This is a genomic window from Streptomyces sp. NPDC039736 (genome assembly GCF_055596485.1).
The window spans coordinates 737,720-761,459 of the sequence record NZ_JBVIUQ010000001.1 but is presented as its reverse complement, the minus strand read 5'-3'; the positions used below and the strand labels follow the sequence as shown (position 1 = coordinate 761,459).

At 73.3% G+C, this 23,740-nt stretch carries 26 protein-coding genes; 8 read left to right on the top strand and 18 right to left on the bottom strand.

Annotated elements, in window-relative coordinates; genetic code table 11:
• Positions 1–309: 309 nt before the first annotated feature.
• A complete protein-coding gene (locus ACZ56L_RS03230) occupies positions 310–1,836 on the top strand; it encodes a phosphatase PAP2 family protein (protein ID WP_471060952.1) in 1,527 nt (508 codons plus the stop codon).
• Between the two features lie 42 nt (positions 1,837–1,878).
• Here ACZ56L_RS03230 and ACZ56L_RS03225 read toward each other — a convergent pair whose 3' ends face one another.
• The 11 genes from ACZ56L_RS03225 to ACZ56L_RS03175 form a co-directional block, all read right to left on the bottom strand.
• Positions 1,879–2,925, bottom strand: coding sequence for a cation diffusion facilitator family transporter (locus ACZ56L_RS03225; protein WP_380837737.1), 1,047 nt, complete (start codon positions 2,923–2,925; stop codon positions 1,879–1,881).
• Between the two features lie 5 nt (positions 2,926–2,930).
• Positions 2,931–3,188, bottom strand: coding sequence for a gas vesicle protein K (locus tag ACZ56L_RS03220; RefSeq protein ID WP_345219066.1), 258 nt, complete (start codon positions 3,186–3,188; stop codon positions 2,931–2,933).
• A 232-nt stretch (positions 3,189–3,420) separates the two neighbouring features.
• On the bottom strand, positions 3,421–3,636 hold the full coding sequence (locus tag ACZ56L_RS03215; protein WP_380837739.1) for a gas vesicle protein: 216 nt from the start codon (positions 3,634–3,636) through the stop codon (positions 3,421–3,423).
• A complete protein-coding gene (locus tag ACZ56L_RS03210; RefSeq protein ID WP_471060947.1) occupies positions 3,633–4,613 on the bottom strand; it encodes a GvpL/GvpF family gas vesicle protein in 981 nt (326 codons plus the stop codon). The genes ACZ56L_RS03215 and ACZ56L_RS03210 overlap by 4 nt, the downstream gene beginning before the upstream one ends.
• Positions 4,610–4,960, bottom strand: coding sequence for a gas vesicle protein (locus ACZ56L_RS03205; RefSeq protein WP_345218420.1), 351 nt, complete (start codon positions 4,958–4,960; stop codon positions 4,610–4,612). The genes ACZ56L_RS03210 and ACZ56L_RS03205 overlap by 4 nt, the downstream gene beginning before the upstream one ends.
• A complete protein-coding gene (locus ACZ56L_RS03200; protein WP_471060944.1) occupies positions 4,957–6,270 on the bottom strand; it encodes an SRPBCC family protein in 1,314 nt (437 codons plus the stop codon). Before ACZ56L_RS03200 ends, ACZ56L_RS03205 begins: the two co-directional genes overlap by 4 nt.
• Positions 6,263–6,943 (bottom strand): DNA primase, encoded by a 681-nt coding sequence (locus ACZ56L_RS03195; RefSeq protein ID WP_471060941.1) that lies wholly within the window; start codon positions 6,941–6,943, stop codon positions 6,263–6,265. Before ACZ56L_RS03195 ends, ACZ56L_RS03200 begins: the two co-directional genes overlap by 8 nt.
• Positions 6,940–7,185 (bottom strand): gas vesicle protein GvpG, encoded by a 246-nt coding sequence (locus ACZ56L_RS03190; protein ID WP_345218417.1) that lies wholly within the window; start codon positions 7,183–7,185, stop codon positions 6,940–6,942. The genes ACZ56L_RS03195 and ACZ56L_RS03190 overlap by 4 nt, the downstream gene beginning before the upstream one ends.
• 4 nt (positions 7,186–7,189) lie before the next feature.
• Positions 7,190–7,906, bottom strand: coding sequence for a GvpL/GvpF family gas vesicle protein (locus ACZ56L_RS03185; RefSeq protein ID WP_468688775.1), 717 nt, complete (start codon positions 7,904–7,906; stop codon positions 7,190–7,192).
• Positions 7,903–8,322 carry a gas vesicle structural protein GvpA gene (locus tag ACZ56L_RS03180; RefSeq protein WP_345218413.1) on the bottom strand — a complete coding sequence of 140 codons (420 nt, stop codon included), beginning with the start codon at positions 8,320–8,322 and terminating at the stop codon, positions 7,903–7,905. Before ACZ56L_RS03180 ends, ACZ56L_RS03185 begins: the two co-directional genes overlap by 4 nt.
• Positions 8,323–8,365: 43 nt before the next feature.
• Positions 8,366–8,746, bottom strand: coding sequence for a gas vesicle protein GvpO (locus ACZ56L_RS03175; protein WP_345218411.1), 381 nt, complete (start codon positions 8,744–8,746; stop codon positions 8,366–8,368).
• Between the two features lie 93 nt (positions 8,747–8,839).
• Here ACZ56L_RS03175 and ACZ56L_RS03170 point away from each other — a divergent pair, with 93 nt between their 5' ends.
• Positions 8,840–10,294, top strand: coding sequence for an MFS transporter (locus ACZ56L_RS03170; protein WP_345218409.1), 1,455 nt, complete (start codon positions 8,840–8,842; stop codon positions 10,292–10,294).
• Positions 10,295–10,441: 147 nt separating this feature from the next.
• On the opposite strand, the gene ACZ56L_RS03165 is transcribed toward ACZ56L_RS03170, so the two are convergent.
• Positions 10,442–12,313, bottom strand: a complete 1,872-nt coding sequence (locus tag ACZ56L_RS03165; RefSeq protein WP_471060936.1) for a transketolase — start codon at positions 12,311–12,313, stop codon at positions 10,442–10,444.
• A gap of 280 nt (positions 12,314–12,593) precedes the next feature.
• Here ACZ56L_RS03165 and ACZ56L_RS03160 point away from each other — a divergent pair, with 280 nt between their 5' ends.
• From ACZ56L_RS03160 to ACZ56L_RS03145, 4 genes are all read left to right on the top strand, one after another.
• A complete protein-coding gene (locus tag ACZ56L_RS03160) occupies positions 12,594–13,553 on the top strand; it encodes a TIGR03557 family F420-dependent LLM class oxidoreductase (RefSeq protein WP_471060933.1) in 960 nt (319 codons plus the stop codon).
• Between the two features lie 137 nt (positions 13,554–13,690).
• Positions 13,691–14,794, top strand: a complete 1,104-nt coding sequence (locus tag ACZ56L_RS03155; RefSeq protein ID WP_401759082.1) for an enolase C-terminal domain-like protein — start codon at positions 13,691–13,693, stop codon at positions 14,792–14,794.
• A 201-nt stretch (positions 14,795–14,995) separates the two neighbouring features.
• Positions 14,996–15,808 carry a methyltransferase domain-containing protein gene (locus ACZ56L_RS03150; RefSeq protein ID WP_345218400.1) on the top strand — a complete coding sequence of 271 codons (813 nt, stop codon included), beginning with the start codon at positions 14,996–14,998 and terminating at the stop codon, positions 15,806–15,808.
• Positions 15,809–15,854: 46 nt separating this feature from the next.
• Positions 15,855–16,217: a VOC family protein gene (locus ACZ56L_RS03145; protein WP_345218399.1), complete on the top strand. Its 363-nt coding sequence runs from the start codon at positions 15,855–15,857 to the stop codon at positions 16,215–16,217.
• 25 nt (positions 16,218–16,242) lie between these two features.
• On the opposite strand, the gene ACZ56L_RS03140 is transcribed toward ACZ56L_RS03145, so the two are convergent.
• On the bottom strand, positions 16,243–18,204 hold the full coding sequence (locus ACZ56L_RS03140) for a DUF5107 domain-containing protein (protein WP_471060929.1): 1,962 nt from the start codon (positions 18,202–18,204) through the stop codon (positions 16,243–16,245).
• A gap of 205 nt (positions 18,205–18,409) precedes the next feature.
• Between ACZ56L_RS03140 and ACZ56L_RS03135 the strand changes: the two genes are divergently transcribed.
• Positions 18,410–18,748, top strand: coding sequence for a DUF6204 family protein (locus tag ACZ56L_RS03135; RefSeq protein WP_471060925.1), 339 nt, complete (start codon positions 18,410–18,412; stop codon positions 18,746–18,748).
• Here the strand turns inward: ACZ56L_RS03135 and ACZ56L_RS03130 are convergent.
• The 3 genes from ACZ56L_RS03130 to ACZ56L_RS03120 are packed head-to-tail and all read right to left on the bottom strand — an operon-like array spanning position 18,726 to position 20,115.
• Positions 18,726–19,136 (bottom strand): RidA family protein, encoded by a 411-nt coding sequence (locus ACZ56L_RS03130; RefSeq protein WP_471060923.1) that lies wholly within the window; start codon positions 19,134–19,136, stop codon positions 18,726–18,728. The genes ACZ56L_RS03135 and ACZ56L_RS03130 overlap by 23 nt on opposite strands.
• Positions 19,129–19,737 (bottom strand): GNAT family N-acetyltransferase, encoded by a 609-nt coding sequence (locus ACZ56L_RS03125; protein ID WP_471060920.1) that lies wholly within the window; start codon positions 19,735–19,737, stop codon positions 19,129–19,131. The genes ACZ56L_RS03130 and ACZ56L_RS03125 overlap by 8 nt, the downstream gene beginning before the upstream one ends.
• A gap of 9 nt (positions 19,738–19,746) precedes the next feature.
• The gene (locus tag ACZ56L_RS03120; RefSeq protein ID WP_468688760.1) at positions 19,747–20,115 is read right to left on the bottom strand and encodes a hypothetical protein; all 369 of its coding nucleotides are present in this window, start codon (positions 20,113–20,115) and stop codon (positions 19,747–19,749) included.
• 128 nt (positions 20,116–20,243) lie between these two features.
• Here ACZ56L_RS03120 and ACZ56L_RS03115 point away from each other — a divergent pair, with 128 nt between their 5' ends.
• The gene (locus tag ACZ56L_RS03115) at positions 20,244–20,774 is read left to right on the top strand and encodes a DinB family protein (protein ID WP_345218386.1); all 531 of its coding nucleotides are present in this window, start codon (positions 20,244–20,246) and stop codon (positions 20,772–20,774) included.
• 7 nt (positions 20,775–20,781) lie between these two features.
• Here the strand turns inward: ACZ56L_RS03115 and ACZ56L_RS03110 are convergent, their stop codons facing one another.
• Together ACZ56L_RS03110 and ACZ56L_RS03105 are read right to left on the bottom strand one after the other, a co-directional pair.
• The gene (locus ACZ56L_RS03110; RefSeq protein WP_471060915.1) at positions 20,782–21,747 is read right to left on the bottom strand and encodes a S66 peptidase family protein; all 966 of its coding nucleotides are present in this window, start codon (positions 21,745–21,747) and stop codon (positions 20,782–20,784) included.
• The gene (locus ACZ56L_RS03105) at positions 21,744–23,723 is read right to left on the bottom strand and encodes a S9 family peptidase (protein ID WP_345218383.1); all 1,980 of its coding nucleotides are present in this window, start codon (positions 23,721–23,723) and stop codon (positions 21,744–21,746) included. The genes ACZ56L_RS03110 and ACZ56L_RS03105 overlap by 4 nt, the downstream gene beginning before the upstream one ends.
• Positions 23,724–23,740 lie beyond the last annotated feature (17 nt).

Here is a 23,740-nt window from a genome sequence, read left to right as displayed (position 1 = left end):
CACCTCGGCAAGGAAGACGCCTTCCCGGTCGGCAGGACTCCCGACACGGGCGGCGCCCGGGTGGACGAGCAGGCCGAGGTCTGCTCGGACGGCCCCGACACCCTGGTCACCGGCCGCGACCGCGGTGACCTCAGGGCGTTCTGCGGGGCGGCCGCCCCGGTGTCCGCCCGGCAGTAGCCGTGCACGGCGTCGTACCGGGCCCCGCGGAGAACCCCCGCCCGCGCCGTACGACGCCCCGCGCCCGGCCCGCACCTCGCTGCGGGCCGGGCGCCGTCGGTTCGGGCGGGCCGATCAGGGTAACCGGGTGCCATGTCCGATTCCCTGGCGAATGTGCCCCTTCCGTCCCGCGCTCCCGGCGGCCGTGTCACCGACTGGCTCACGGCCCGCGACCATGCCGTCTTCCGTGCCGTCGCCAGCCGGCACTGGCCCGGCGCCGACCATGTGCTTCCCGGGCTGAGCCGCAGCGCCAACCACGGGCTGCTGTGGTTCGGCGCGGCGGCGGGCATCGCCGCGTTCGGCCGCAGCACCCGGGCGCGGCGGGCCGCCGTGCGCGGGGTGGCGTCCCTGGCGGTGGCCTCCGCGACCGTCAACACGGTGGGCAAGCGCTCCGTGCGGCGGGTCCGGCCGGTGCTGGACTCCGTACCGGTGATACGTCAGTTGAAGCGGCAGCCGATCACCACCTCGTTCCCCTCCGGGCACTCCGCGTCGGCGGCCGCGTTCGCCGCCGGGGTGATGCTGGAGTCGAAGGGCTGGGGGGCCGCCGTGGCGCCCGTCGCGGCAGCCGTCGCGCTGTCCCGGGTGTACACGGGGGTGCACTTTCCCAGTGACGTCCTGGTGGGGGCGGCCGTCGGGGTCGGTGCGGCGTTCGCCGTACGGGGCCTGGTGCCGACCCGTGACCAGCTCCCCTCCCCCGGCCGCCCGCACACCGACGCGCCCCGGCTGCCCGCGGGCAGGGACCTGGTGGTCGTCGTCAACAAGGCGTCCGGCAGCGCCGCCGCCAAGGCCGCGCTCGTACGGGACGCCCTGCCCGAGGCGGAGGTCCGCGAGGTGGACCCCGCCGACCTGTGCGCCGAGCTGGACAAGGCCGTCGAGCAGGGCCGGGCGCTCGGCGTGTGCGGCGGCGACGGCACGGTGAACCGGGCCGCGGTGGCCGCCGCCCGGGCCGGGGTGCCGCTGGCCGTCTTCCCCGGCGGCACCCTCAACCACTTCGCGTACGACCTGAACATCGAGACCGTGCAGGACACCTGCCGGGCGGTGGAGGCGGGCGACGCGGTCAAGGTGGACCTGGGGCGCTTCACCCCGGGCCCGAACCCCGACGGCGCCCCCGGATACTTCCTCAACACCTTCAGCCTGGGCGTCTACCCGGAGATGGTCCGCATCCGCGAGCACTGGTCGCCGCGCATCGGCGGCTGGCCGGCCGGTGTGCTCGCCGCCTACGAGGTGCTGCGCAGGGAGCGGCCGCTGAAGGCGGAGGTGCGCGGCAAGAAGCGCGGGATGTGGATGCTGTTCGCCGGCAACGGCCTGTACCAGCGGATGGGCCCCACCCCGGGCCGGCGCTTCGACCTCGCCGACGGACTGCTCGACGTGCGCGTGGTGCACGGCGGACGACTGCCGGGGCTGCGGCTGATACTGGCCGCGCTGTCCGGGCCGCTGAGCCGCTCCCCCTTCCACGCGGCGGGCCGGATGCGGCGGGTGCGGGTCGCCGGGCTGGAGCCGGGAACGCCGCTGGCGTTCGACGGCGAGGTGGTCGAGGCCCCGCCCGCCTTCACGATCGACAAGGCGGACGAGGCGCTGACGGTGTACCGGCCGCTGCCCACCGTGCAGACGGCTCTGTAGCGCCCGCTGCCCACCGCGCGGACGGCTCGGTGGTGCCGCTGCCTACCGGGCGGACGGCTCGGTGGTGCCGGACCGTTGCCCGGGGAGGAGTTCGCCGTCGGCGTCCTCGTCCGTGGGGGCCTCGGTGACGTCGAGGAAGACCTGGTCGGCTTCCGGCCAGGTCTTCCGTATGTGCGACTTGATGCGCTCGGAGACCAGCTCGACGCGCTCGCTGTCCAGGCCGGGCATCAGGTCGATGCGGGCGGCGACCAGGGTGGACTCCAGGCCCAGGCGCATGGTGAGCAGGGCGGCGACCCGGTCGATCTCCGGCTGCTCGTCCAGCAGGCCGTGGATGCCTTCGCGCAGCTCCGGGTCGACGGCCTCGCCGATGAGCTGGGCACGGGCCTCGGAGCCGAGCCGGTAGGCCACGTACACCAGGAGCAGGCCGATGGTCAGCGAGGCGGCGGCCTCGTAGGCGACCTCGCCGGTGGCCATGTGGGCGATCATTCCGGCCATGGCGACCAGGACGCCGACCACGGCGGTGGAGTCCTCGGCGACGACCGTGCGCAGGGCCGGGTCCTTGCCGAGGCCCTTGCCCGGCTGCTTGCGGACCTGCCACAGGGCGCGCACCAGGGAGGAGCCCTCGGCGACCAGCGCCACGAACAGGACGACCAGCCCGGCGACGTAACCGCTGGTGGACTCCCCCGACTCGCCGCCGCCCGGCTCGGTCAGGGCGCCGACCCCCTGGAAGAAGGAGAAGCCCGCGCCGAGCACGAAGATGCCGACGGCGGCGAGCAGCGACCAGAAGTAGCGCTCCTTGCCGTAGCCGAAGGGGTGCTGGCGGTCGGCGGGGCGGCGGCTGCGGCGCAGCGCGGCCAGCAGGAAGACCTCGTTGATGCTGTCGGCGACCGAGTGCGCCGCCTCGGAGAGCAGGGCGGGCGAGGACGCGAGGAGCCCGCCGACGGCCTTGGCGACGGCGATGAGCAGGTTGGCGGCGAGGGCCACCAGGATCGTGACGCGCGTCTTGCGGTCGGCGGCGCTCTTGTCGGGGCTGCTCTCGGCGGGGCCCGCACCGCCCGGGTCGCGGTGGTCCTTTCCGCTGTCGCTCACCGGGGTCAGTCCCGGGGGAGCAGGGGCCCCAGCGGCCCCAGGTCGATGTTGAGGTCCTCGGGCCTGAGGCCGAACTTGTCGCGGAGGATGTCCATGCGGTCCTCCAGCAGCATCAGCGTCATGCCGATCCGCTCCTCCTGGTCCTCGGTGAGCTCGCCGGTGTCCACGCGGCGCAGCGCCTGGCGCTCCATGAGCTGGCGAAGCAGCTCGACCACGGTCAGGACGAGCTTGGCGAGGTCGCGCTCCACGGTGTCGGCGTCCAGCTCGACCTGCTTGCGGCGGGCCTCGTCGCCGGTGGTCGCGGGGGCCGCGCCGGTGGAGCCGAGGCTGATGTTGCCGGCCCTGCCGGTGGCCACCGCCTCGTCCAGGTCGGCGGTGGCGAACTCGGCGCTGGTGGTGGTGCCGGGCACTTGGGACGCGCCGGTGATCTGGTCGATCGTGTCGGCGATGCGGTCGAGGCGGTCGTCGTTCACGCCAGCTCCCTTGCTCTTCATGTCAGTTCATGTCCTCGAAGGGCGACGGGACGTTCTCGCTGACCGAGCTGATGAGGGCGTTGAGGTCGATGCGCACGAGATCGACGTCCGCGATCCGCAGGGTCAGGTCGCCGGAGAGCACCACTCCCCCGCCCAGCAGCCGGTCGAGCAGGTCGACCAGGGCGATCTCGCGCTGCGCGAGGGCGTCGATGTCGTGGTCGTCGGTGTAGTGCGTCATGCCGTGCCGCCCTCGGGTGCGCCGGTGCCGGGAGCGTCGCCGCCCGGGTCGTCGGCGCTCTCCTCGTCGCCGATCCCGGCGAAGGAGTAGGGGGCCCAGGGGCCGGTGAGTTCCACGGTGACGCTGCCGCCGTCCGGCGGGGAGAGCGCCTGCACCTGCTCCACGAAGGCCTCGCTGTCGGCGCGGGGCACCAGGTAGGCGGCGTTGAGCACGTTCTGCCCGGTGCGGCCGGAGATGCGACCGTCCTGGAGGCGGTGCAGCAGGGCGGCCTCGGCGGTCTCGGAGAGTTCCGCGTGGAGCTTGCGGCAGAGCGCGTCGGCGTTGCGGGACTCCGTCTCGCGGCTGCGCTTCTGGGCGAGCCGCTGCTGGAGGTAGCTGCGGCCCGCGCCCGGCTCGTCCGGGGACGGCGGGGCCTTCGGCGCGGCCTCCTCGGGGGCCTTGCGGGCGGCGTTGGCGTACACCTTCACTCCCCACTCGACCCGCCCGTCCAGGCGCTCCAGCGCCCGTACGAACCGGGCCCGGCCGTCCTCCAGCAGGCGGCGCACCCCGTCGTCGTCGCGGCACAGCGTCGCCAGGCGCAGCGGCAGCGGCGTCGTGACGGCGGTCAGCGCCGTGACGACGGCCTGATGGGTGCGGGCGGTGGCGGCGAGCCAGTCGAGGTCTTCGAGGTGGGCCTTCAGGGGCACCTCGTCGAAGTCGGCCGCGGGCACCGGGCTGACCACGGCGACCAGGCCGTCGTGGTGCAGCAGCCGGGGCGGTTCGCCGTCCAGACCGCGCCCGCCCTCTTCGGGGAGAACTCCCTCGAAGGGGCGGGTCACGGCGTAGACATAGCGGAGCTCGGCGGGTCCCGAGGGGTCCTGGAAGGTCTCGTCGGGCCCCAGGGGGCCGGCCGGGCCGGTGGGGGAACCGGCCCGGCCGGCGGATCCGGCGCGTTCGCCGGATCCGGTGCCGCTCGTGTTGCCTGTCATGTCTGTCATGCCTGTTCTGCTTGCCCGTCCTTCGCCTTTTCAAGCTCGGGAGCGGCGGCTTCCAGGTCGGCGATGCGACGCTTCAGCCGTTCGTTCTCCTCGGCGATCTCCCGGCGCCTGGCCCCGGAGGAGAGCGAGGGGTCGTCCTCCCACCAGTCGATGCCCATCTCCTTGGCCTTGTCGACCGAGGCGACGATCAGCCGGAGCTTGATCGTCAGGAGCTCGATGTCCAGGAGATTGATCTTGATGTCTCCCGCGATGACGACGCCCTTGTCCAGGACCCGCTCCAGGATGTCGGCGAGGTTCGCCCCGCCGCCCGACCCGTACGGGTCCGGCATTCTGGCGGCAGTGCTCATCGGTTGTCCTTGTCTCCGGAGTCGGCGTACTCACGCTGCTTGCGCGCGTCCGCGTCGTCTTCGTCGTCCGCGTCGTCCGCGTCGTCCTCGACCAGTTCGGCGTCCTCGTACTCGGCCTCCGGGTCCTCCTCCTCGGCGTCGTCCTCGGCGTCCTCGTCCTCGTCGGCGTATTCGGCCTCGGCCTCGGGCTCGGCGTCCTCCTCGTACTCCGCCTCGGGCTCGCCCTCCTCCTCGGCGCCCTCCTCGTCGTACTCGGCCTCCGGGTCCTCTTCCTCGGCGTCCTCGTCGAGTTCCTCGTCCTCGTCCTCGTACTCGGCCTCGGGGTCGTGGACCTCGTCCCCCTCCTCCTCGGCCTCCTCGGCCTCCTCGTCGTGCTCGGCCTCGGGCCGGTCGTCGTCGGAGTCCTCGGGGGCGTCGTGGCCCTCCTCGCCCTCGTGGCCCTCCTCCTCGGCGCGGGCCTCCTCCTCCTCGGCGATGGCGTCCTCATGGGTCTTGACGACCTCGCCGTCCTCGATGGTGCCGCGCCATCCGTCGTCGATGTCGCCCTTCATCGAGATGTGCCGCGCGTAGTTCTTGAGGTCGAGCCGGGCCCGGCGGCCCTGGGCGCGCCAGATGTTGCCGGTCTTCTCGAACAGCCCCTTGGGGTAGTACTCGATGACCAGGCACACCCGGGTGAGGTTGTCGCCCAGCGGATGGAAGGTGACGACGCCCTTCGTGGTGCCCTTGGCGCCCTCGGAGGTCCAGGAGAGCCGGTGGTCCGGCAACTGCTGGGTGGTGTGCGCCTTCCAGCTCCGGTTGGACCAGAAGACCTTGAGCTTCCAGTCCGACGTGGTGTCGTCGGCGGTGGTCGCGCTCTTGACGCCCTTGGCGAAGGAGGAGAAGTCCTCGTAGCGTGTCCACTGGTCGTAGGCCACCCGGACCGGCACGCCGACGTCGATGGTCTCCAGGATGACGGTGGGCTTGCCGCCACCGCCGCCCTTCTTGCGCTTGCCCTTGCCGCCGAACAGGCCGGAGAACGCGTCCTTCGCCTTGTCCTTCACGTGACCGGCGCCGAGTTCCACCGCGGTACGCATCGGGCCCTTGCCCTCCGCGATCTTCCGGCCGCCGTCCAGGGCGAGCTTGGCGAAACCGGGGCTGTTGCCCTCGGCTATGTCGTTCAGCTTGTTCGTGGACTCGCCCAGCTTGCGGCCCGCGCCGGTCAGGATGCGAGTGACCTGGGCGGCCATGTAGGCCTGCGCCTCCTGCTTGAGGCGGTCGGTGATGTCGGGGTCCGGCTTCAGCGAGCTCGCCGCGCCCTTGAGGTCAGCCACGGTTCTGGCCCCCCTTCGCGGTACCCGTCCTGCGGGCCGCGGTCTTCTTCGCGGTGCCGCTCGCGCCGGAGGCGGTCTTGCGGGCGCCGCCGGCCGCCTTCTTCGCCGTGCCGCCACCGGTCTTCTTCGCGGTGGACGAGGCGGTCTTCCGGGCCGTGCCCTGCTGGCCGGCGGAACGGGTGCCGCCGGTGGCCTTCTTGGCCGTACCCGAGGATGCCTGCTTGCGGGGGCGGGACTGGCGGCGCGGTTCGTCGCGCTCCTCCTCGGCCTCCGGCTCCTCGTCGTACTCCTCTTCGTCTTCGTCCCGGCCCTTGCCGCCCTTGTCGCCCTTCAGGCTGCTGATGTCGGGGACGACCCCGGCGGCCTTGTCCTGGACGTTCAGGGTGCGGTCGTGCAGCTTGTCCGCGAGCCCGCTGAGCTGGCGGTTGATGATCGCGCCGGTGGCGGCCTTGCCGACGCCGCGCATGTCCTCGCGGAGCTGGTCGCCCATCTCCTTGAACTGCGGGTTGTTCTGCAACTGCGAAGAGGCGAAGTCCATCAGCGCCTTCGGACTCAGCTGCAGCTTCTTGCCGGCGACGAACGTACCGACGGCGAAGGCGAACTTCAGCTTCTTCGTCCGCCCCAGCAGATAGCCCGCGCCCACGGCGAGCCCCAGTCCGAGCCTGTTGTTCATTGTCCTTGCATCCCCTTCTGCTTCTGCTCCAGCCTGTCGAGGAGCGAGTCCTCCAGCCGGTCGAATTCGGCCTCGTCGATCTCCCCGGCCTCGAGGCGCTCCTCGAGGGCGCGGAGTTCGGCCTGGATGGCCGCCGGGTCGTAGTACTGCTTCTCCGCCTCGTCCACCACCTTCCGCAGCACCCAGCCGGTGCCGCGGACGGGGGCGAACGGCAGCAGAAGCAGCTCTCCCAGGAGCCCCACGGGGCTACTCCACGAAGCTGTACGGGGGCAGCGGGCCGTTGACCTGGAGCACCAGGTGCGGGGCCTCCCGCTGGAGGGCGTCGACGGCCTCGACGAAGTCGGCCGACTTCTCGCGCTCGACGAGGAAGGACACGTTGGCGAGCCAGCCGGTGGACTCCGGACCCGGGTTCGTGTCGACGGCGGCGGCTTCGAGGGACTGGTGGACCAGCTTCCCGTCGGACTTCTCGCGCTGCTGCACCGCGGCCACGACCCGTTCGCCCAGGGCGAGCTTCTGCTCGTACGTGCCGCCCCCCGCGGCCCTGTTGGCCTCGTTGAGGGTGCGCAGCTCGGCGTCGGAGGCCAGCACCTGGTGGAGCACGGCCTCCTCGTCGTGCGTGGCCTTCACGTTGTACTCGACCTTGCCCTCCAGGGCGTCGAGCCGCTCCAGGTAGTGCTTCTCGCGCTCGCCGAGGACGTTCTTGACCGTCTCGTCGTCCGCCGAGACGCTGCCGAAGCGCATCGGCAGGACCGCGCCCTGCGCGCCGGCCTCGGACAGCACGCTCTGGTGGGCGAGCAGGTCCCGGCGCTTGGGGCGCAGGTTCTCCGGCGCCTCGCTGACCAGGGCGGTCAGTTCACCGGTCTTGATGGCGTAGACCGGCTGCGGCGGGTCGCCGACGCCGCCCATCTCCTCGGGGAGCGCGGGATGCGACGCCCGGGTGATGCCGTAGACGTACGTGCTCATTCCTGCTCCTCCTTACGGCGCGTCGTGGTGCGCCGGGCCCGCGGCTTGGACTGGGTGCTGCCCTCACGGGCTTCCTGGAACGCGCCGGAGATGGTCTCGGCGGCACCGGACAGGGCGCCCTTGGTCTTGCCGGACGCGCCCTTCTCCATCATGTCGCCGGTAATGTCGGTCAGCCCCGAGGGCTTCTTCGCGCCGGTCTCCAGGTCGAGGCGGTTGCAGGCCTCGGCGAAGCGCAGATAGGTGTCCACGCTGGCGACCACGACACGGATGTCGATCTTCAGGATCTCGATGCCGACCAGGGACACACGGATGAACGCGTCGATGACGAGCCCCCGGTCGAGGACGAGCTCCAGGACGTCGTAGAGGCCGCTGGTACCGCCGCCGCCTCCACCTTGCTGTGCCGGAACAACGGACATGTCGCCCGAGTCTCCTTCTCTGTTGGGTGCGCGGGGGCCGGTGCTACTTCTTGTCGGCCTGTCCACGCGCATAGCGGCCGACGCGGCGATATCCGGTGAGCTCGCCGTCGGGGTCCAGCTGGACCTCGTACGAAGCGAGCAGGCTCATGGTGTCGGGGACGCGCTCCAGTTCGAGCACCTCCACGCGCAACACCCAGCCACCCTCGATCTGCTCGAACGAGGACACGGATTCGGCGGGCATGCCGGTGAGTTCGGAAATCTGCTCGCGCGCCGCGCGCAGGACCTGCATGGGTCCCGGCTTCTTCGGCGGCTGCGCGGCAGGCTTCTCGTCCTTCGCGGCCTGCTCTCCGCTCTGCTCTTCGCGCTGTTCGTCGTCGGCCTTGGACGGGGTCTTCTTCGTGGTGTTCTCAGATGTGTTTGCCATGTCTGCCTCGGAGGAGCGGGTAACCGCACACGTCTGGCGCAAACCCTCCCGAGGAGAGAGTTGTTCGAATCACGCCGGGGTAACCGTCGCGCCATGACAACCACAGACAGCAGAGAGTTCCCGGAGGTCCGCACGCGCATTCCGGCGCGGCTGGACCGGCTCCCGTGGTCCCCCTGGCACTGGAGGATCATCATCGGCCTCGGCACGGTGTGGATCCTCGATGGCCTGGAAGTGACCATCGTCGGCAACATCGTCGTGCGGCTGGCCGAAGAGGGCAGCGGCATCGCGATCACCACCGCGCAGGTCACCACCACCGCGGCCGCTCTCTATGTGGCGGGCGCCTGTGTGGGCGCGCTGGTCTTCGGCCGGCTCACCGATCTCTTCGGCCGCAAGAAGCTGTTCCTCATCACGCTGGCGGTGTATCTCGTCGCGACGGCGGCGACGGCCTTCTCGGAGTCGGCGTGGTTCTTCTTCCTGTGCCGTTTCGTCACCGGGCTCGGCATCGGCGGTGAGTACGCGGCGATCAACTCGGCGATCGACGAACTCATCCCGAGCCGGCTGCGCGGCCGCATCGACCTGATCATCAACGGCACGTTCTGGGCGGGCGCGGCGCTGGGCGCGCTGGCGTCGGTGGTGCTGCTGAACACCGACGTCTTCCCCAAGGACGTGGGGTGGCGGCTGGCCTTCGGCCTCGGCGTGGTGCTCGGCGTGGCGATCCTGCTCGTACGACGGCACGTGCCGGAGAGCCCGCGGTGGCTGATGGTGCACGGGCGGGAGGAGGAGGCCGACCGGATCGTCAAGGAGGTCGAGCAGAAGGTCCACGACGAGACGGGGTCGCCGCTGCCGGAGCCGGAGGAGGAGATCACCGTCCGCCAGCGCGGGTCGATCGGCTTCCTGGAGATCATCCGGACGGTGTTCTCGCAGTACCGCAAGCGGGCGGTCCTGGGCCTGTCGCTCTTCGTCGGGCAGGCGTTCCTCTACAACTCGATCACCTTCGGGTACGCGGTCATCCTGGAGAAGTTCTTCGGGGTGGGGACCGGGTCCGCCGCGTACTACTTCGCGGTGATCTGCGTGGGGAACCTGCTGGGGCCGCTGCTCCTGGGGCACTTCTTCGACTCGGTGGGGCGGGTGCCGATGATCGCGGGCACGTACATCCTGTCCGGGGTGCTGCTCTTCGGCACGGCGATGCTCTTCCAGAACGGGGCGCTGACCGCGACGACGATGACGGCGTGCTGGTGCGTGGTGCTCTTCTTCGCGTCGGCGGGGGCGAGTTCGGCGTACCTGACGGTCAGTGAGGTCTTTCCGCTGGAGACCCGGGCGATGTGCATCTCGTTCTTCTACGCGGTGGGCACGGCACTGGGCGGCATCACCGGGCCGATCCTCTTCAACGGGCTGGTCAGCAGCGGGAAGCCGGCGGACACGACGCTGGCGTTCTGCATCGGGGCGGCGCTGATGGTGGGGGCGGGGGTGGTGGAGGCCTTCCTGGGCGTGAAGTCGGAGCGCAAGTCGCTGGAGTCGATCGCGGAGCCGTTGAGCGCGGTCCGCTAGGCGGCGGGGTTGTGGGCCGCTCGGGCGCGGGGCGGCGGGGGGGGCTCGTGGTTCCGCGCGGGTGCGTCGTGGTCGCCCGCGCGGTTCCCCGCGCCCCTGACGGCATGCCCTTCGGGCCGCCGTCCCCCGGCTCCGTCCCGCCTTCCGCTAGCGCACCACGGTCTTCTCCACCATCAGCCGGACCGCCGCCGCGATCGACTCGGCGTCGATCCCGGCCCCGTACAACTGCTCGTCCGGCGTCGCCGAGCCGGGCATGCTCGACACCGCGAGCCGCACCAGGCGCGGCACCGGGCGGCCGTCCGCGTACGCCTCCGCGACCGCGTCGCCGAGGCCGCCCTCGGGGCGGTGGTCCTCGACGGTGACCAGACAGCCGGTCTCCTCGCCGGCCGTCCACAGCGTGGGCGCGTCCACCGGCTTGACGGAGTACAGGTCGATGACGCGGACCGCGATGCCCTCGGCGGCGAGCAGGTCGGCGGCGGCCAGCGACTCGTGCAGCGTGGTGCCCGCCGCGACCAGGGTCAGCCGGTCGTCGTCCGTGCGGCGCAGCACCTTGCTGCCGCCGACCGGGAACTCCTCGTCGGGCCCGTAGAGGACGGCGTCCTCGCCTCGCCCGGTGCGCAGGTAGCTGATGCCGTCGAGGTCGGCCATCGCGGCGACGAGCTTGGCGGTCTGGTTGGCGTCACTGGGGTACAGGACGGTGCTGCCGTGGATGGCGCGCATCATCGCCAGGTCTTCCAGGCCCATCTGGGAGGGGCCGTCCTCGCCGATGGCGACGCCCGCGTGGGAGCCGACGACGTTCAGGTTGGCGCGGCTGACCGCGGCCATGCGCAGGAAGTCGTGGGCGCGGGTGAGGAAGGCCGCGAAGGTCGAGACGTACGGGACGTGCCCGCGTGCCTGCATGCCGACGCCCGCCGCGACCAGGAGCTGTTCGGCGATGTAGCACTCGAAGTAGCGGTCGGCGTGGTCCTTCGCGAAGTACTCGGTGCGGGTCGAGTCGCCGACCTCGCCGTCCAGAGCGACGACGTCGCCGCGCGCCGCGCCGAGCGCGGCGAGCGCCCGGCCGTAGGCGTCCCGGGTGGCGACCTTCTCGCCGCCCTTCTCGAAGGCCGGCAGGTCGAGTTCGCCGCCCGCCGCGGCGTGCGGGGCGCGGTCCTCGGCCGGCCGGTGCACGTCCACGTGCCGGGCGCGTACGCCGCCGAGTTCGGCGATCGCCGCGGTCGCGTCCGGGAGCGGCTTGCCGTGCTTGCCCTCCTGGTCGGCGACGGCCTCGACGCCCTTGCCCTTGACGGTGCTCGCCAGGATCGCCGTCGGCCGGCCGGTGGTCGAGCGGGCCTCGGCGTAGGCGCGGTCGACGGCCGCCGGGTCGTGTCCGTCGACCTCGACGGTGTGCCAGCCGAAGGCCTTCAGCCGTCGGGCGTACGCGTCCAGGTCGCGGCCGTGGCGGGTGGGGCCGCGCTGGCCGAGCCGGTTGACGTCGACGATCAGGGTGAGGTTGTCGAGCCCCTCCGCCCCGGCGTGCTCCACGGCCTCCCACACGGAGCCCTCGGCCATCTCGCTGTCGCCGCTGATCACCCACACCCGGTAGGGAATCCGGTCCAGCCGCCGGCCGGCGAGCGCCATGCCGACGCCGACCGGCAGCCCCTGCCCGAGCGAGCCGGTCGCCACGTCCACCCAGGGCAGCCGGGGCGTGGGGTGGCCTTCGAGCCGGCTGCCCCGGCTGCGGAAGGTGAGGAGTTCCTCGTCGGTGATGGCGCCGGCCGCCCGGTAGAGGGCGTAGAGGAGGGGCGAGGCGTGGCCCTTGGAGAGGATCAGGTGGTCGTTGCCGGGGTGGTCGGGGCGGTCGAAGTCGTAGCGCAGGTGGTGCGCGAGGAGTACGGCGGCCAGGTCCGCGGCGGACATCGACGAGGTCGCGTGCCCCGATCCGGCGGCGTCCGTGGCGCGCACGGAGTCGACCCGCAACTGCTGTCCGAGCTCGGCGAGTTCGGCGACGGAGAGACCTGAGGTTCCTTCGGTGGGCATGTTTCTCCTCGTACGGGTCTGGCCCGCCGCTCCGCCGGAGGTGCGGGGCGCGCGGGTGCGGAGGGGCCGTGGTCCCGGGACCCGTCCCGCGTGCCCGCGGGCGACGTGCCCAAACTCCGTGATCGGTGTGTTTCCGGGCGTCCTGCCGGGATACTCGGCAGACTGACGCCGCCGGCGGGCGCACGGACCGTACAGACCGCACGCGCGTACGGCATCCATGGATCACGTTCGGACGGTCCGCGTCCGGGCAGCTCGCCCCACCGTCGGGAGGCACATCCCCATGACCGCATTCGGCTACTTCCTCAGCTGCGAGGAGTTCGGCCCGGCCGAGCTGGTGGAACAGGCCCGGATGGCCGAGCAGGCCGGCTTCGAGGCCCTCTGGATCTCCGACCACTTCCACCCGTGGAACAGCGAGCAGGGCCAGAGCCCGTTCGTCTGGTCGGTGATCGGCGCGCTGTCGCAGGCGGTGTCGCTGCCGGTGGAGACGGCCGTGACCTGTCCGACGGTACGGATGCACCCGGCGGTGGTGGCCCACGCGGCGGCGACGGCGTCGGTGCAGTTGGGCGGCCGCTTCCGGCTCGGGGTGGGGTCGGGCGAGGCGCTCAACGAGCACATCCTGGGCGGCCCGTGGCCGAGCGCCCGCGTCCGCCTGGAGATGCTCGAAGAGGCGATCCTGCTGATGCGCAACCTCTTCGACGGCAACGAGGTCAGCCACGAGGGCAAGCACTACCGCCTGGAGAACGCCCGCCTCTACACGGCCCCCGACGAGCCCGTGCCGATCGACGTCTCCGCCTTCGGCCCGAAGGCGATGTCGCTCGCCTCCCGCGTCGGCGACGGCCTGATCACCATGAAGCCCGACGAAGGCGCGGTGACGCGTTTCCGCAAGGGCGGCGGCGGCGCGAAGCCGGTGAGCGGCGGCTTCAAGGTCTGTTACGGACAGGACCGCGAGGCGGCCGTCCGCACCGCCCACCGGCTCTGGGCCCCGGAGCAGCTCCCGGGCGAAATGGGCCAGGTCCTGCCCACGCCCCGGCACTTCGAGCAGATCTCCACGCTCGTCACCCCGGACATGGTCGCCGCGAACGTCGTCTGCGGCGACGACGTGGACGCCCACGTCGGCCGGCTGCGCGCCTACACCGGGGCCGGCTTCGACCGGGTCTACGTCAACCAGATCGGCCCCGACCAGCGGGGCTTCTTCGACTTCTACCGCACGAAGGTCCTCCCCCAGGTCCAGGAGCCCTGAGATGAGACTGACCCAGGCCGCCCACCAGCCGTCCCCCGCCTGGCGCGCGGCACTGCGCGCCCGGCTCGCCCACCTCCCGGCCCGGATCAGGTCACTCGCCCTGCGCCGCCGCGACGCCTGACGGGCGGTGCGACCCGATGAGCCCCCTGCTCCCCCTGGAACGTCTCGACGTGGCCTGCTACCTCGTCCCCACCGACGCCCCGGAGGCGGACGGCACGCTGAGCTGGGACCGTACGCCGGTGGTGGTGGTCGAGGCGCGGGCCGACGGGACGGCGTACGGCACGGGTTGGACGTACGCGCCCCGGGCGGTGGGCGCGTACATCGCCCAGGAGCTCTCCCCGCTCCTGCTGGGCCTGGACGTGCTGGACATCCCGGCGGCGCACGCGGCGATGTGCGCCGCGGCCCGCGACCACGGCCGCCCCGGTCTGGTGGCGGCCGCCGTCTCCGCCGTCGACATCGCCCTCTGGGACCTCAAGTCCCGTCTGCTGGACCTCCCGCTGGCCCGCCTGCTGGGCGCGGCCCGGCGCACCGTCCCCGTCTACGGCAGCGGCGGCTTCACCACGTACCACGACACGCACCTGGCGTCGCAGCTCGGCGGCTGGGTGCACGGCCAGGGCATCGACCGGGTCAAGATCCGGATCGGCGAGGCGTGGGGCCGGGCGGCGGTCCGCGACCTGGACCGGGTCCGGCTGGCCCGTGAGGTGATCGGCTCCCGGGCGGAGCTGTACGTGGACGCCGGCGGGGCCTACACCCGCAAGCAGGCGGTACGGATCGGGGGCCCGCTCGCCGAGCACGGCGTGGGCTGGTTCGAGGAGCCGGTCCCGGCGGACGACCTGGCCGGGCTGCGCCTGGTCCGCGACGCGGTCGTCTGCGACGTGACGGCGGGCGCGGCGGGCGACCTCGCGTACTTCGCCCGCGCGGCGGCGGACCAGGCGGTGGACTGCCTGGTCCTGGACGCGACGCGCTGCGGCGGCCTGACGGTGTTCCTGCGCGCGGCCGCGCTCGCCCAGGCCCACGGCCTGGAGGTCTCGACCCGGGGCGCGCCGCACGCCCACGCGCACGCGGCGGCGTCCGTCCCGAACCTGCGCCACGTGGAGTGGTTCCACGACCACGTGCGGGTGGAGTCCCTCCTCTTCTCCGGCGCCCTGGACCCGACGGGCGGCTCACTCCGGCCGCACGCCTCTCCGGGTCACGGCGTGTCCCTCCGCCACGAGGACGCGGAGGCCTACCGGGCCGCCTGACCGGGCGGGGCGGCGGCCGAAGGACACGCCCGCGCGGGACGACCGGCCATGACGCACCCGCGCGGCGAAGGGGCGGGACCGGCCGCCCACGACGTCCACACCATCCATACCGTCCACATGACAAGACACCCGTCTCACATGCCAACACCCCGGCATACGGTGTCCCCACCACACCCGGTCCCCCGGACGAAGGGCCCCGCCATGCCGGAAGAGACCGCCACCTACACCCACGGCCACCACGAGTCCGTGCTGCGCTCCCACACGTGGCGCACGGCCGCCAACTCCGCCGCCTACCTCCTCCCCCACCTGCGCCCCGGCCTGCGCGTCCTGGACGTGGGCTGCGGCCCCGGCACGATCACCGCCGACCTGGCCGCCCTGGTCGGGCCCGCAGGACACGTCACCGGCGTCGACTCCGCCCCCGCGATCCTCGACCGGGCCCGCGCCACCGCCGCCGAACGCGGCCTGACGAACGCCGACTTCGCCGCCGCCGACGTGCACGCCCTCGACTTCCCGGACGGCGCCTTCGACGTGGTCCACGCCCACCAGGTGCTCCAGCACGTCGGCGATCCCGTCACCGCCCTGCGCGAGATGCGCCGCGTCTGCCGGCCCGGCGGCATCGTCGCGGCCCGCGACAGCGACTACCGGGCGATGACCTGGTATCCCGAACACCCCGTCCTGGACGCCTGGTCGGCCCTCTACCGCCGGGTGGCGCGCGCCAACGGCGGCGAGCCCGACGCCGGCCGCCGCCTGCGCTCCTGGGCCCTGCGCGCGGGCTTCACCGACGTGACGTCCTCCGCCGCCACCTGGTGCTACGCGACCCCCGAGGAGCTGAGCTGGTGGACCGGTCTGTGGGCCGACCGCACCGTCGCCTCCTCCTACGCGGCCCGCGCGACCGGGGACGGCCACGCCACCGAGGCGCAGCTCCAGGAGATCGCGCGGGCCTGGCGCGCCTGGGGCGCCCAGGAGGACGCCTGGTTCATGGTCCCGCACGGCGAGATCCTCTGCCGCGCCTGACCGGAACGGATCACGTGCGCCGGCCGCCCCAACTACCCTCTCCGGCATGGAGATCCTGGGAACCACACTGCGCATCTACGTGGACGGCGCCGACGCCCTGGCCACCACGGCCGCCTTCTACGAGCGCATCACCGGCGTCACGGCGCAGCGCTTCGACCGCGGCGGGGTGTCCGTCGCCGCGGTGGGCTGCTTCCTCGTGATGAGCGGTCCGCCCGAGGAGATCGACCTGCTCCGCAAACTGACGGCGACGGTCGCGGTGGACGACGTCACCCGGGCCCATGTCACGCTGACCGCCGCCGGCGCGCAGATCATCGCGGGCCCGGTGCCGACCCCGGCGGGCCGCAGCCTGATCGCCCTGCACCCGGACGGCTCGGTCTTCGAGTACGTGGACCGCAACCCGGCCCGCTGACCTGCGGAAAAGGCCGGACGGCCGCTCAGGACGGCTGCCGGGCGCCGGACGCCCCGGGCAGCGGCCCGTCGGTGACCGTCGCCCACACCTCCCTCACCTCGGTCGACCCCTCCCGCAGGTCGGCGACCTCGAAGCCCGCCTCGAACACCGCCCGGGCCGCCTGCCGGTCGCCCTCCGCGACCAGCAGCCGGGCCTCGATCAGGCGGAAGCGTCCGGTCGCCCGGGTCCCGGCGTCCAGGCCCTGCCACACCGTCCGTGCCTCGGCGGTGCGTCCCACCGCGAGCAGGGCGTCGATCGCCTCCCGGCCCAGGGCGGCGGTGGCCGCCGTCCACTGCTCGCCGTCGCGGCGCTCCCCGCGGAGGTCGGCGAAGGCCTCGGCGTACAGGTCGGCGGCCCGCTCGCAGTGCTCCGCCTCGCAGTCGGCGAGGGCGAGGTTGCGCAGCAGGGGCCAGCGGGAGGCGGCCCGTCGCAGGCCGCGCTCCCAGCTCCGTACCGCCTGCGCGAGGTCCCCGGCGTGCCACTGGGCGACCCCGAGGTGGTACTCGGTGAGGGGTTCGGCGGGGGCGGTCTCCAGCATGTCGCGCCAGTGCGGGGCGACCAGCGACGGGCCGGGCGGGGCCGCCTCGCGCGGGGCCGGGAAGACCCCGGAGCGCAGCAGCTCCAGCCAGGGCCGCTGCTGTTCGCCGACGGTCGACTCGGGGAAGGGCGTGCCGGGCAGCTCGTGTCCGCCGCGCAGCACCTCCAGGGCGCCCCAGCCGGAACCGGTGTGCAGGATCTCCCCGGGTTCCTGGTCGGCGTGGGCGAGCCAGGCGGTGTACGCGGCCTCCACGGCGGCGCGGGGCAGGGCTTCGCCGAGGGCGCGCTCGGCCTCGGCACGGGCGGCGGCCCAGTCGTCGCCGTGCACCGGGGCCGGGTCGGCGGACAGGGGCCCGTACGCCTCCAGCCAGCTGACGTCGGCGCCGGGCTCCAGGGGCACGTGCTCCAGTTGGGTACGGGCAAGGCCGGCCTGGATCTCGGCGTAGCCGCCGGTGCCGGGCTCGGTGAGCCACTCCTGCCACCGGCGGCCGTCCGCGCCCGTGCCCCAGACGAACAGCTTGCGGCCGCGCAGCCGGTCGGTGGAGGTCTGGACGAGCCCGGTGCCGGAGGCGTCGAGGGAGGCGATCCACTTCCGGGCCTCCCCGGGGATCTCGTAGAAGTAGTCGGCGGGGTCGGCGCTGCGGGTGGGATAGGTGCGGTCCGCGCCGTCGGAGCGCGGGACCGGGACGCGGGCGAGGGTGTGCTCGTACCCGAAGCGCCAGGCCTCGTCGGCGGGGGCCAGGACGCGGGTGTGCTCGTCCTCGGGGACGGCGGTGTTGGACCACCAGTAGACGGGCGCGGGGCGCTCGTGCGGATTGCGGACGCGCACGCCCGCGTACAGGAAGTCGGAGTCGGCCGGCAGCCACAGGTCGATCTGGAAGGGCAGGTCGCGCAGCCGCTCCCACTCCCAGAGGCGGACCATCTCGCCGCCGTCGGGGGCGGGCACGACTGCCGCGTGCAGCGGGGCGCAGGTGAGGGCGGTGCGGCCGGTGGCGCCGATGTTCCACTCGATGCCGCCGGAGAACCAGGCGCCGTTGAGGGCGAAGCCGGCCGGTTGCAGGACGGGGTTGCGGTACACCAGCTCGCGGCCGGTGGACTTGTGGTGGAGGGAGTGGATCCGGCCGCCGAGGCCGGGGAGGACGGTCGCCCGCAGACGGTCGTTCTCGATGACTATCGCGTCGAACCCGGTGTCGGCGCGCTCGCGCCCGTATCCGTCGCGGGTGCGCACGGGAAGCGTGGTGCGCAGCGGCGCGTTGCCGATCTGCCGCTTCATGTCGCGCGGCAGCCCCTCCTTGGTCCGCTCGTCCAGCTCGTGCACCCCGCCGGGGGCGCACAGTCCCGGCAGCGGGTTCTCCGGGCCCAACGGGGCCGCGGGCAGGGTCAGTCGGTCGCGTCGCACGCTCGTGGCCACAGGAACCTCACTCGATCACCGGCACGCTCGGGCGCACGGGTCCGCGCACCCCTCTTCCGCGACCATCCGAACACGCTGGGTACCGGCCTGACCAGGGGTTCCGGCGAGCCGGATTAAGCGAAGGCGGAAAGTGGGCGCTCCCCGTAGCCTGCTTGCCGGGGTCCGCCACCGGGGCGGACGGACACAGCGGAGGGGCTGACGCCACATGGGCACGCAGCACACGTACCGGGTCATCGTGCGGGGCACCTGGGACGGGCTGACCGAGGAGAGCCGGACCCGGCTGCTCGCCGGGAAGGACGCGCACGGACTGGCCTCGATGCAGTTCTCGGCCGAGGGTTCGCTCACCTACGACGTGCCGCTGAAGCACTTCTCGATGCGGTACGTCGTGGAGTCGGACGCGGCGGAAGGCCCGGAGATGGCGGGCGCGATCGCCGAGGACCGCGCCGAGACGCACCTGAGGTCCCTGGGCCACGCGCACACCGAACTGCGCTCCACCGTGACCGACATGGACACCATGAAGATCAACCGGAAAGCGCGGCGGTGAGGTCGACCTCGACGAGCTGGCCGGCGAATCCGAGCTGTGCGACGCCCAGCAGGGTGCTGGCGCCGGTGAGGGCGGGGGCGAGCGGGGAGGCGAGCAGCCGTGCCCACACCGCCCCGAGCGCCGCCCGGTCGTCCGTGACGACGTAGACGACGCTGCGGACGACCTGCTCGGGCCCGGCGTCCACGGCGGCGAGCGCGGCCAGCGCGTTGACCACCACCTGGTCGGTCTGGGCGAGCACGTCACCGGGGCCGACCAGGTCGCCCGCCGTGTCGAGCGGGCACTGCCCGGCGAGGTGCGCGGTGCGGCCCGCCTCGACCACGGTGACGTGGTGGTAGCCGGGGGTGCGGTGCAGGGTGCCGGGGTTGAGCCGGGTGATGTGATCACTCATGGGGGTCATGCTGCGGGGCCGACTCCCCTGTCCGCAAAGGGTTTTGGGGCCGGTACTCGGGGGCGGTGACCGCCCAGCGTTCGTGGTCGCGCCAGGCGCCGGCGAGGAAGAGGAAGTCCGGCGAGTAGCCCTCGTAACGGAATCCGGCCCGGCGCACCAGCGCGAGCGACGCCTCGTTGCCGGGCTGGATGTTGGCCTCCAGCCGGTGCAGTCCGAGGCGGCCGAAGGCGTGCTGGACCACCAGGTCCAGGCCCTCGGACAGCAGGCCGCGCCCGGCGGCGTGGGCGAACGCGCCGTAGCCGAGGGCGCCGCTCTGGAAGGCGCCCTCGACGATGTTGTTGATGTTGACGAATCCGGCGATCCCGCCGTCGTCCCGGGTGCAGACGAGGAAGCCGACCCGGGAGGGGCTCCCGGCGAGGGCGCCCGCGTACCCGTGGAACGCCTCGACGGTCTCCGGTGCGGTCAGCCACCGCCCGTGCAGTGCGCGGCTCTCGCGGGCCCGTGCGGTGAACTCAGCGGCGTCCTCGCGGCGGAATGGCCGGATGCCCACCCGGGGGCCTTCGGCGAGGTAGGGGGCGGGGCTGGTGCGTGGTTCGGACATCCAGTCAGGCTACGACTGCCGGGCGGGGCACTTCTCGTTGGTCTTGACCACGCCCAGCTCAAGCGTGCCGCCGCGCAGCTTGGTGCCGGCCTTGGGCGACTGGGTGCACACCTTCCAGTTCGGTGGCCACAGCACCTTGCGGTGCTCGCCGCTGAGGTCGTGGATCTTCAGGGCGGTCTCCGCGCTGACCGTGCTGTAGACGCGGAACAGGTTCCGGCCGACGAAGTTCGGCAGCGGCTGCGGCTCCTCGGCCGCGACCGCCGCGACCGGCGCGGGGGCCGTCGGGACCGCCGGGGCGGCCGTCGCCGCTCCGGTCGTGACCGCCGTCAGGGTCAGTACCGCACCGGCCGCCGCCATCGCCGCACGCTTGCGTACCACTTGTGCCTCCTGCGTCACTGGGGGAAGGCAGACGTCCTCCCCTCTCGCCCCCCAGCATGGGCAGACACGGCGTGCTGACGGGCAGTCGAGGCAGCCGTACGGGTGATGCGCGCTGTTACGGTCCCGGCATGACCGACACCCCGAAGCGCATCGAACGCGTCCCGTTCGCCGGCGACGAGAAGGCGACCCTGCTCGCCTCGCTGGACCAGCACCGCGACATCGCCCTGTGGAAGCTGGAGGGCCTGGACGACGAGCGGTTGCGCCGCCCGATGACTCCGACCGGCACGAGTCTGCTGGGGCTGGTGAAGCACCTGGCGGCGATCGAGTACGGCTGGTTCTGCGAGACGTTCGGCTACCCGGCCGAGGAGCTGTGGTTCGCTCCCGAGGACGACCTGACCGTCGGCCCCGACGAGACGGCGGCTCGGATCGTCGCGCTGTACGGCCGGGCCAGGGCGGCCGCCGACCGGGTGATCCACGACCTGGACCTGGACCACCTGGGCACGTCCTGGGACGGCACGAGGGTGTCGCTGCGCTGGGTGCTGGTGCACATGCTGGAGGACACCGTCCGGCACACCGGCCACCTGGACATCCTCCGCGAACTCGTCGACGGCGCGACCGGCGACTACCGCGACACCTGGGAGACCGGCGCCGCCTCGTGACGGCGGGTCACACCAGCGCGGGGGCGTCCAGCGTGAGCGTCCCCGCGTCGGCGTCCAGCACCGCGGGCACGCCCAGCGGCACGGTGAGCGCCGTCGCCGCGTGGCCGAAGCCCAGCTCCTCGACGACCGGCACCCCGAGCGCGCCGAGCCGGTCGAGGAGCACCGGGCGGATCTCGCTCTCGTACGGCCCGCAGCCGGCCCACGAGCCGAGGGCGATCCCGGCGATCCCGTCCAGCCAGCCGGAGCGCAGGAGTTGGGTGAGGAGGCGGTCCAGCCGGTAGGCCTCCTCACCGGTGTCCTCGACGGCCAGCAGGCCGCCGCGGGCCGAGGGCCTGGCGTGCGGGGTGCCGAGCTCGGCGGCGAGCAGCGAGACGCAGCCGCCGAGGGTGACGCCCGCCGCCCGGCCCGGCACCAGGGTGCGGGCGGTGGGCAGGCCGAGGACGCGCACGGACTCGGGCTCGAAGAGGGTGGCGCGCAGGCTGTCCTGGGTGGGCCCGTCCTTGACGAAGGCGACGGTGGCGGTCATCGGCCCGTGCAGGGTGGCGACGCCCATGCGGGTGGCGAACGCCTCGTGCAGCGCGGTGATGTCGCTGTACCCGATGAACGGTTTGGGCCGCCCGTACGCGGCGGTGGCCTCCCGCATCGCCGCCCAGTCGACCAGGTCGACCATGCGCTGGGCCCCGTATCCGCCGCGTGCGCACATCACGGCGGCGACGGCGGGGTCGCACCAGGCCTCGGTGAGGTCGCGGGCCCGGTCCGCGTCGTCGCCCGCGAGGTGGCCGAACTCCGGGTGCCGGTCGAGGACGTGCGGCAGCACCACCGGGTCCAGGTCCCAGCCGCGCAGGACGTCGAGCCCCGCGTCCAGCCGGTCGGCGGGCACCGGGCCGCTCGGGGAGACGATCGCGACGCGCGCGCCCGGGCGCAGCCGGGCGGGGCGGGACAGTTCGCCGAGGCCGGGAAGCCCGCGGGTCACTTCCGGAACTCCAGGGGCGGCACATCGTCCCGCTCGACGCCGAACACCTGGACGTACAGCCCGAGTTCCGCCTCCAGGGCTCGCCGCAGGGTCTCCGCCCTGCGGAAGCCGTGCCCCTCCCCCGCGAAGGCGAGGTAGGCGTGCGGGATGCCGCGGCCCGCCATCCGCCCGACGAAGCGCTCCGCCTGCACGGGCGGGCAGACCGGGTCGTCCAGGCCCTGGAGCAGCAGGAAGGGGGCGGTGATCCGCTCGGGGCTCGGGGAGCGTTCCGCGTAGACCTCGGGGCAGGTGGCGAGCGGCCCGACCAGGGATTCCAGGTACTGGGACTCCAGGTCGTGGGTCTCGTCGTCGGCCCAGGAGACCAGGTCCAGGACGGGGTAGATGATGGTGCCGCAGGCGTAGACGTCGGTGTCGGCGAGCGAGACGGCGGTGGTGAAGCCGCCCGCGCTGCCGCCCCTGATGGCGAGCCGGTCCCGGTCGGCGGTGCCCTCCTCGGCGAGCGCCAGGGCGACGGCCGCGCAGTCCTCGACGTCGACGACGCCCCACTGGCCGCGCAGCCGCTCCCGGTACTCGCGTCCGTAGCCGGTGGAGCCGCCGTAGTTGACCTGGGCGACGCCGATGCCGCGCGAGGTGAAGTAGGCGATCTCCAGGTCGAGCACGAGCGGCGCGTGGCCGGTGGGCCCGCCGTGCGCCCACACCACGTACGGCGGCAGCTCGTCGGCGGGGGCGATGCGGCCGGGGTGGTGCGGCGGGTAGAGGTGCGCGTGGATGTCGCGGCCCTCGGGGCCGGTGAAGGTGCGGATCAGGGGTTCGGGGTAGTAGGCGGGGTCGACCGGGTCGTCGTGCGGGGAGCCGATGACGCGGGCCCGGCCGGTGGCGGTGCACAGTTCCACGACCTCGTGACCGGTGCGCGGGCTGGCGGCGACGCCGACGATCCGGTCGCCCTGCACGGCGAGGGTCGCGGCCCACGCGGTCCAGGGCCCGGCCGCGTCCACGAGTTCGCCGGTCTCGGGATCGAGTATGCCCAGCGCGGTGGCGCCCCGGCCGTGCACGACGGCGATCAGCCCGGTGTCCAGGGGGTGGAACCAGCGCTGCCCGATCTGCCAGAGCGGCCCGCCGAACTCCTCCTCGCGGCCCATGCACAGCGCCCCGCTGACGCGCCCGCCGTCCCTGCGCAGCCGGTACAGCTCCCACCAGCCGCCCCGGTCGGAGGAGAACAGCAGCGTCCCGTCCCGGTCCCACTCCACCTGGCAGACGGACTCCTCGGGGCCGCCCGCCAGACATCGGGTCCCGACGAACCCCCCGTCGGAGACTTCCGCGACCAGCGCTTCGGTGCCGTCCCACGACATCCGGGGGTGGTCCCAGCCGATGTAGGCGACCTGGGCGCCGTCGGGCGAGATCCGGGGGCCGGTGACGAAGCGGTGCCGTCCGTCGCTCAGCTCCCGTACCGCGCCGCGGTCCGCGGCGGCGGTTCCGTCCAGCGGCACGGCGGCGATCACCCGGCGCACGTCGGTGGGGGCCTCGCCGGTGAACTCCTCCAGGACGCACCACACCTCGTCGCCGCGCAGCACCGGGTCCGCCCAGCGCAGTCCGCCGCCGACGGCGGAGACGGGGGTCAGCGGGCGCGGCCCGGGGGCGCCGGGGGCGTCCGGTTCGTAGGCGTAGAGGCGCTGGTCGGAGAAGTTCACGAAGACGACGAGCGGCCCGCCGGCCGGGCGGACGGCGCCGGTCCAGGGCAGGCCGCCGTACTCGACGACCCGGCTGCGCACGTCCCACGGCGCGGGCAGCACGACGTCCTCGGCGCCGCCCGCGCGCAGCCGCACCAGGGCCTGCCTGCCGTTCTCCTCGGGCCGGGGCGCGGTCCACCACACCTCGTCGCCGACGAAGCCGGCGAACTGCGGGGCCCCGCCGTGCGACGCCGCGAGCGCGGCGTCGATCGGCGACGGCCAGCTTCCGTAAGCCCCGGTGGGCACCATGCTGCCAACTCCCCCTG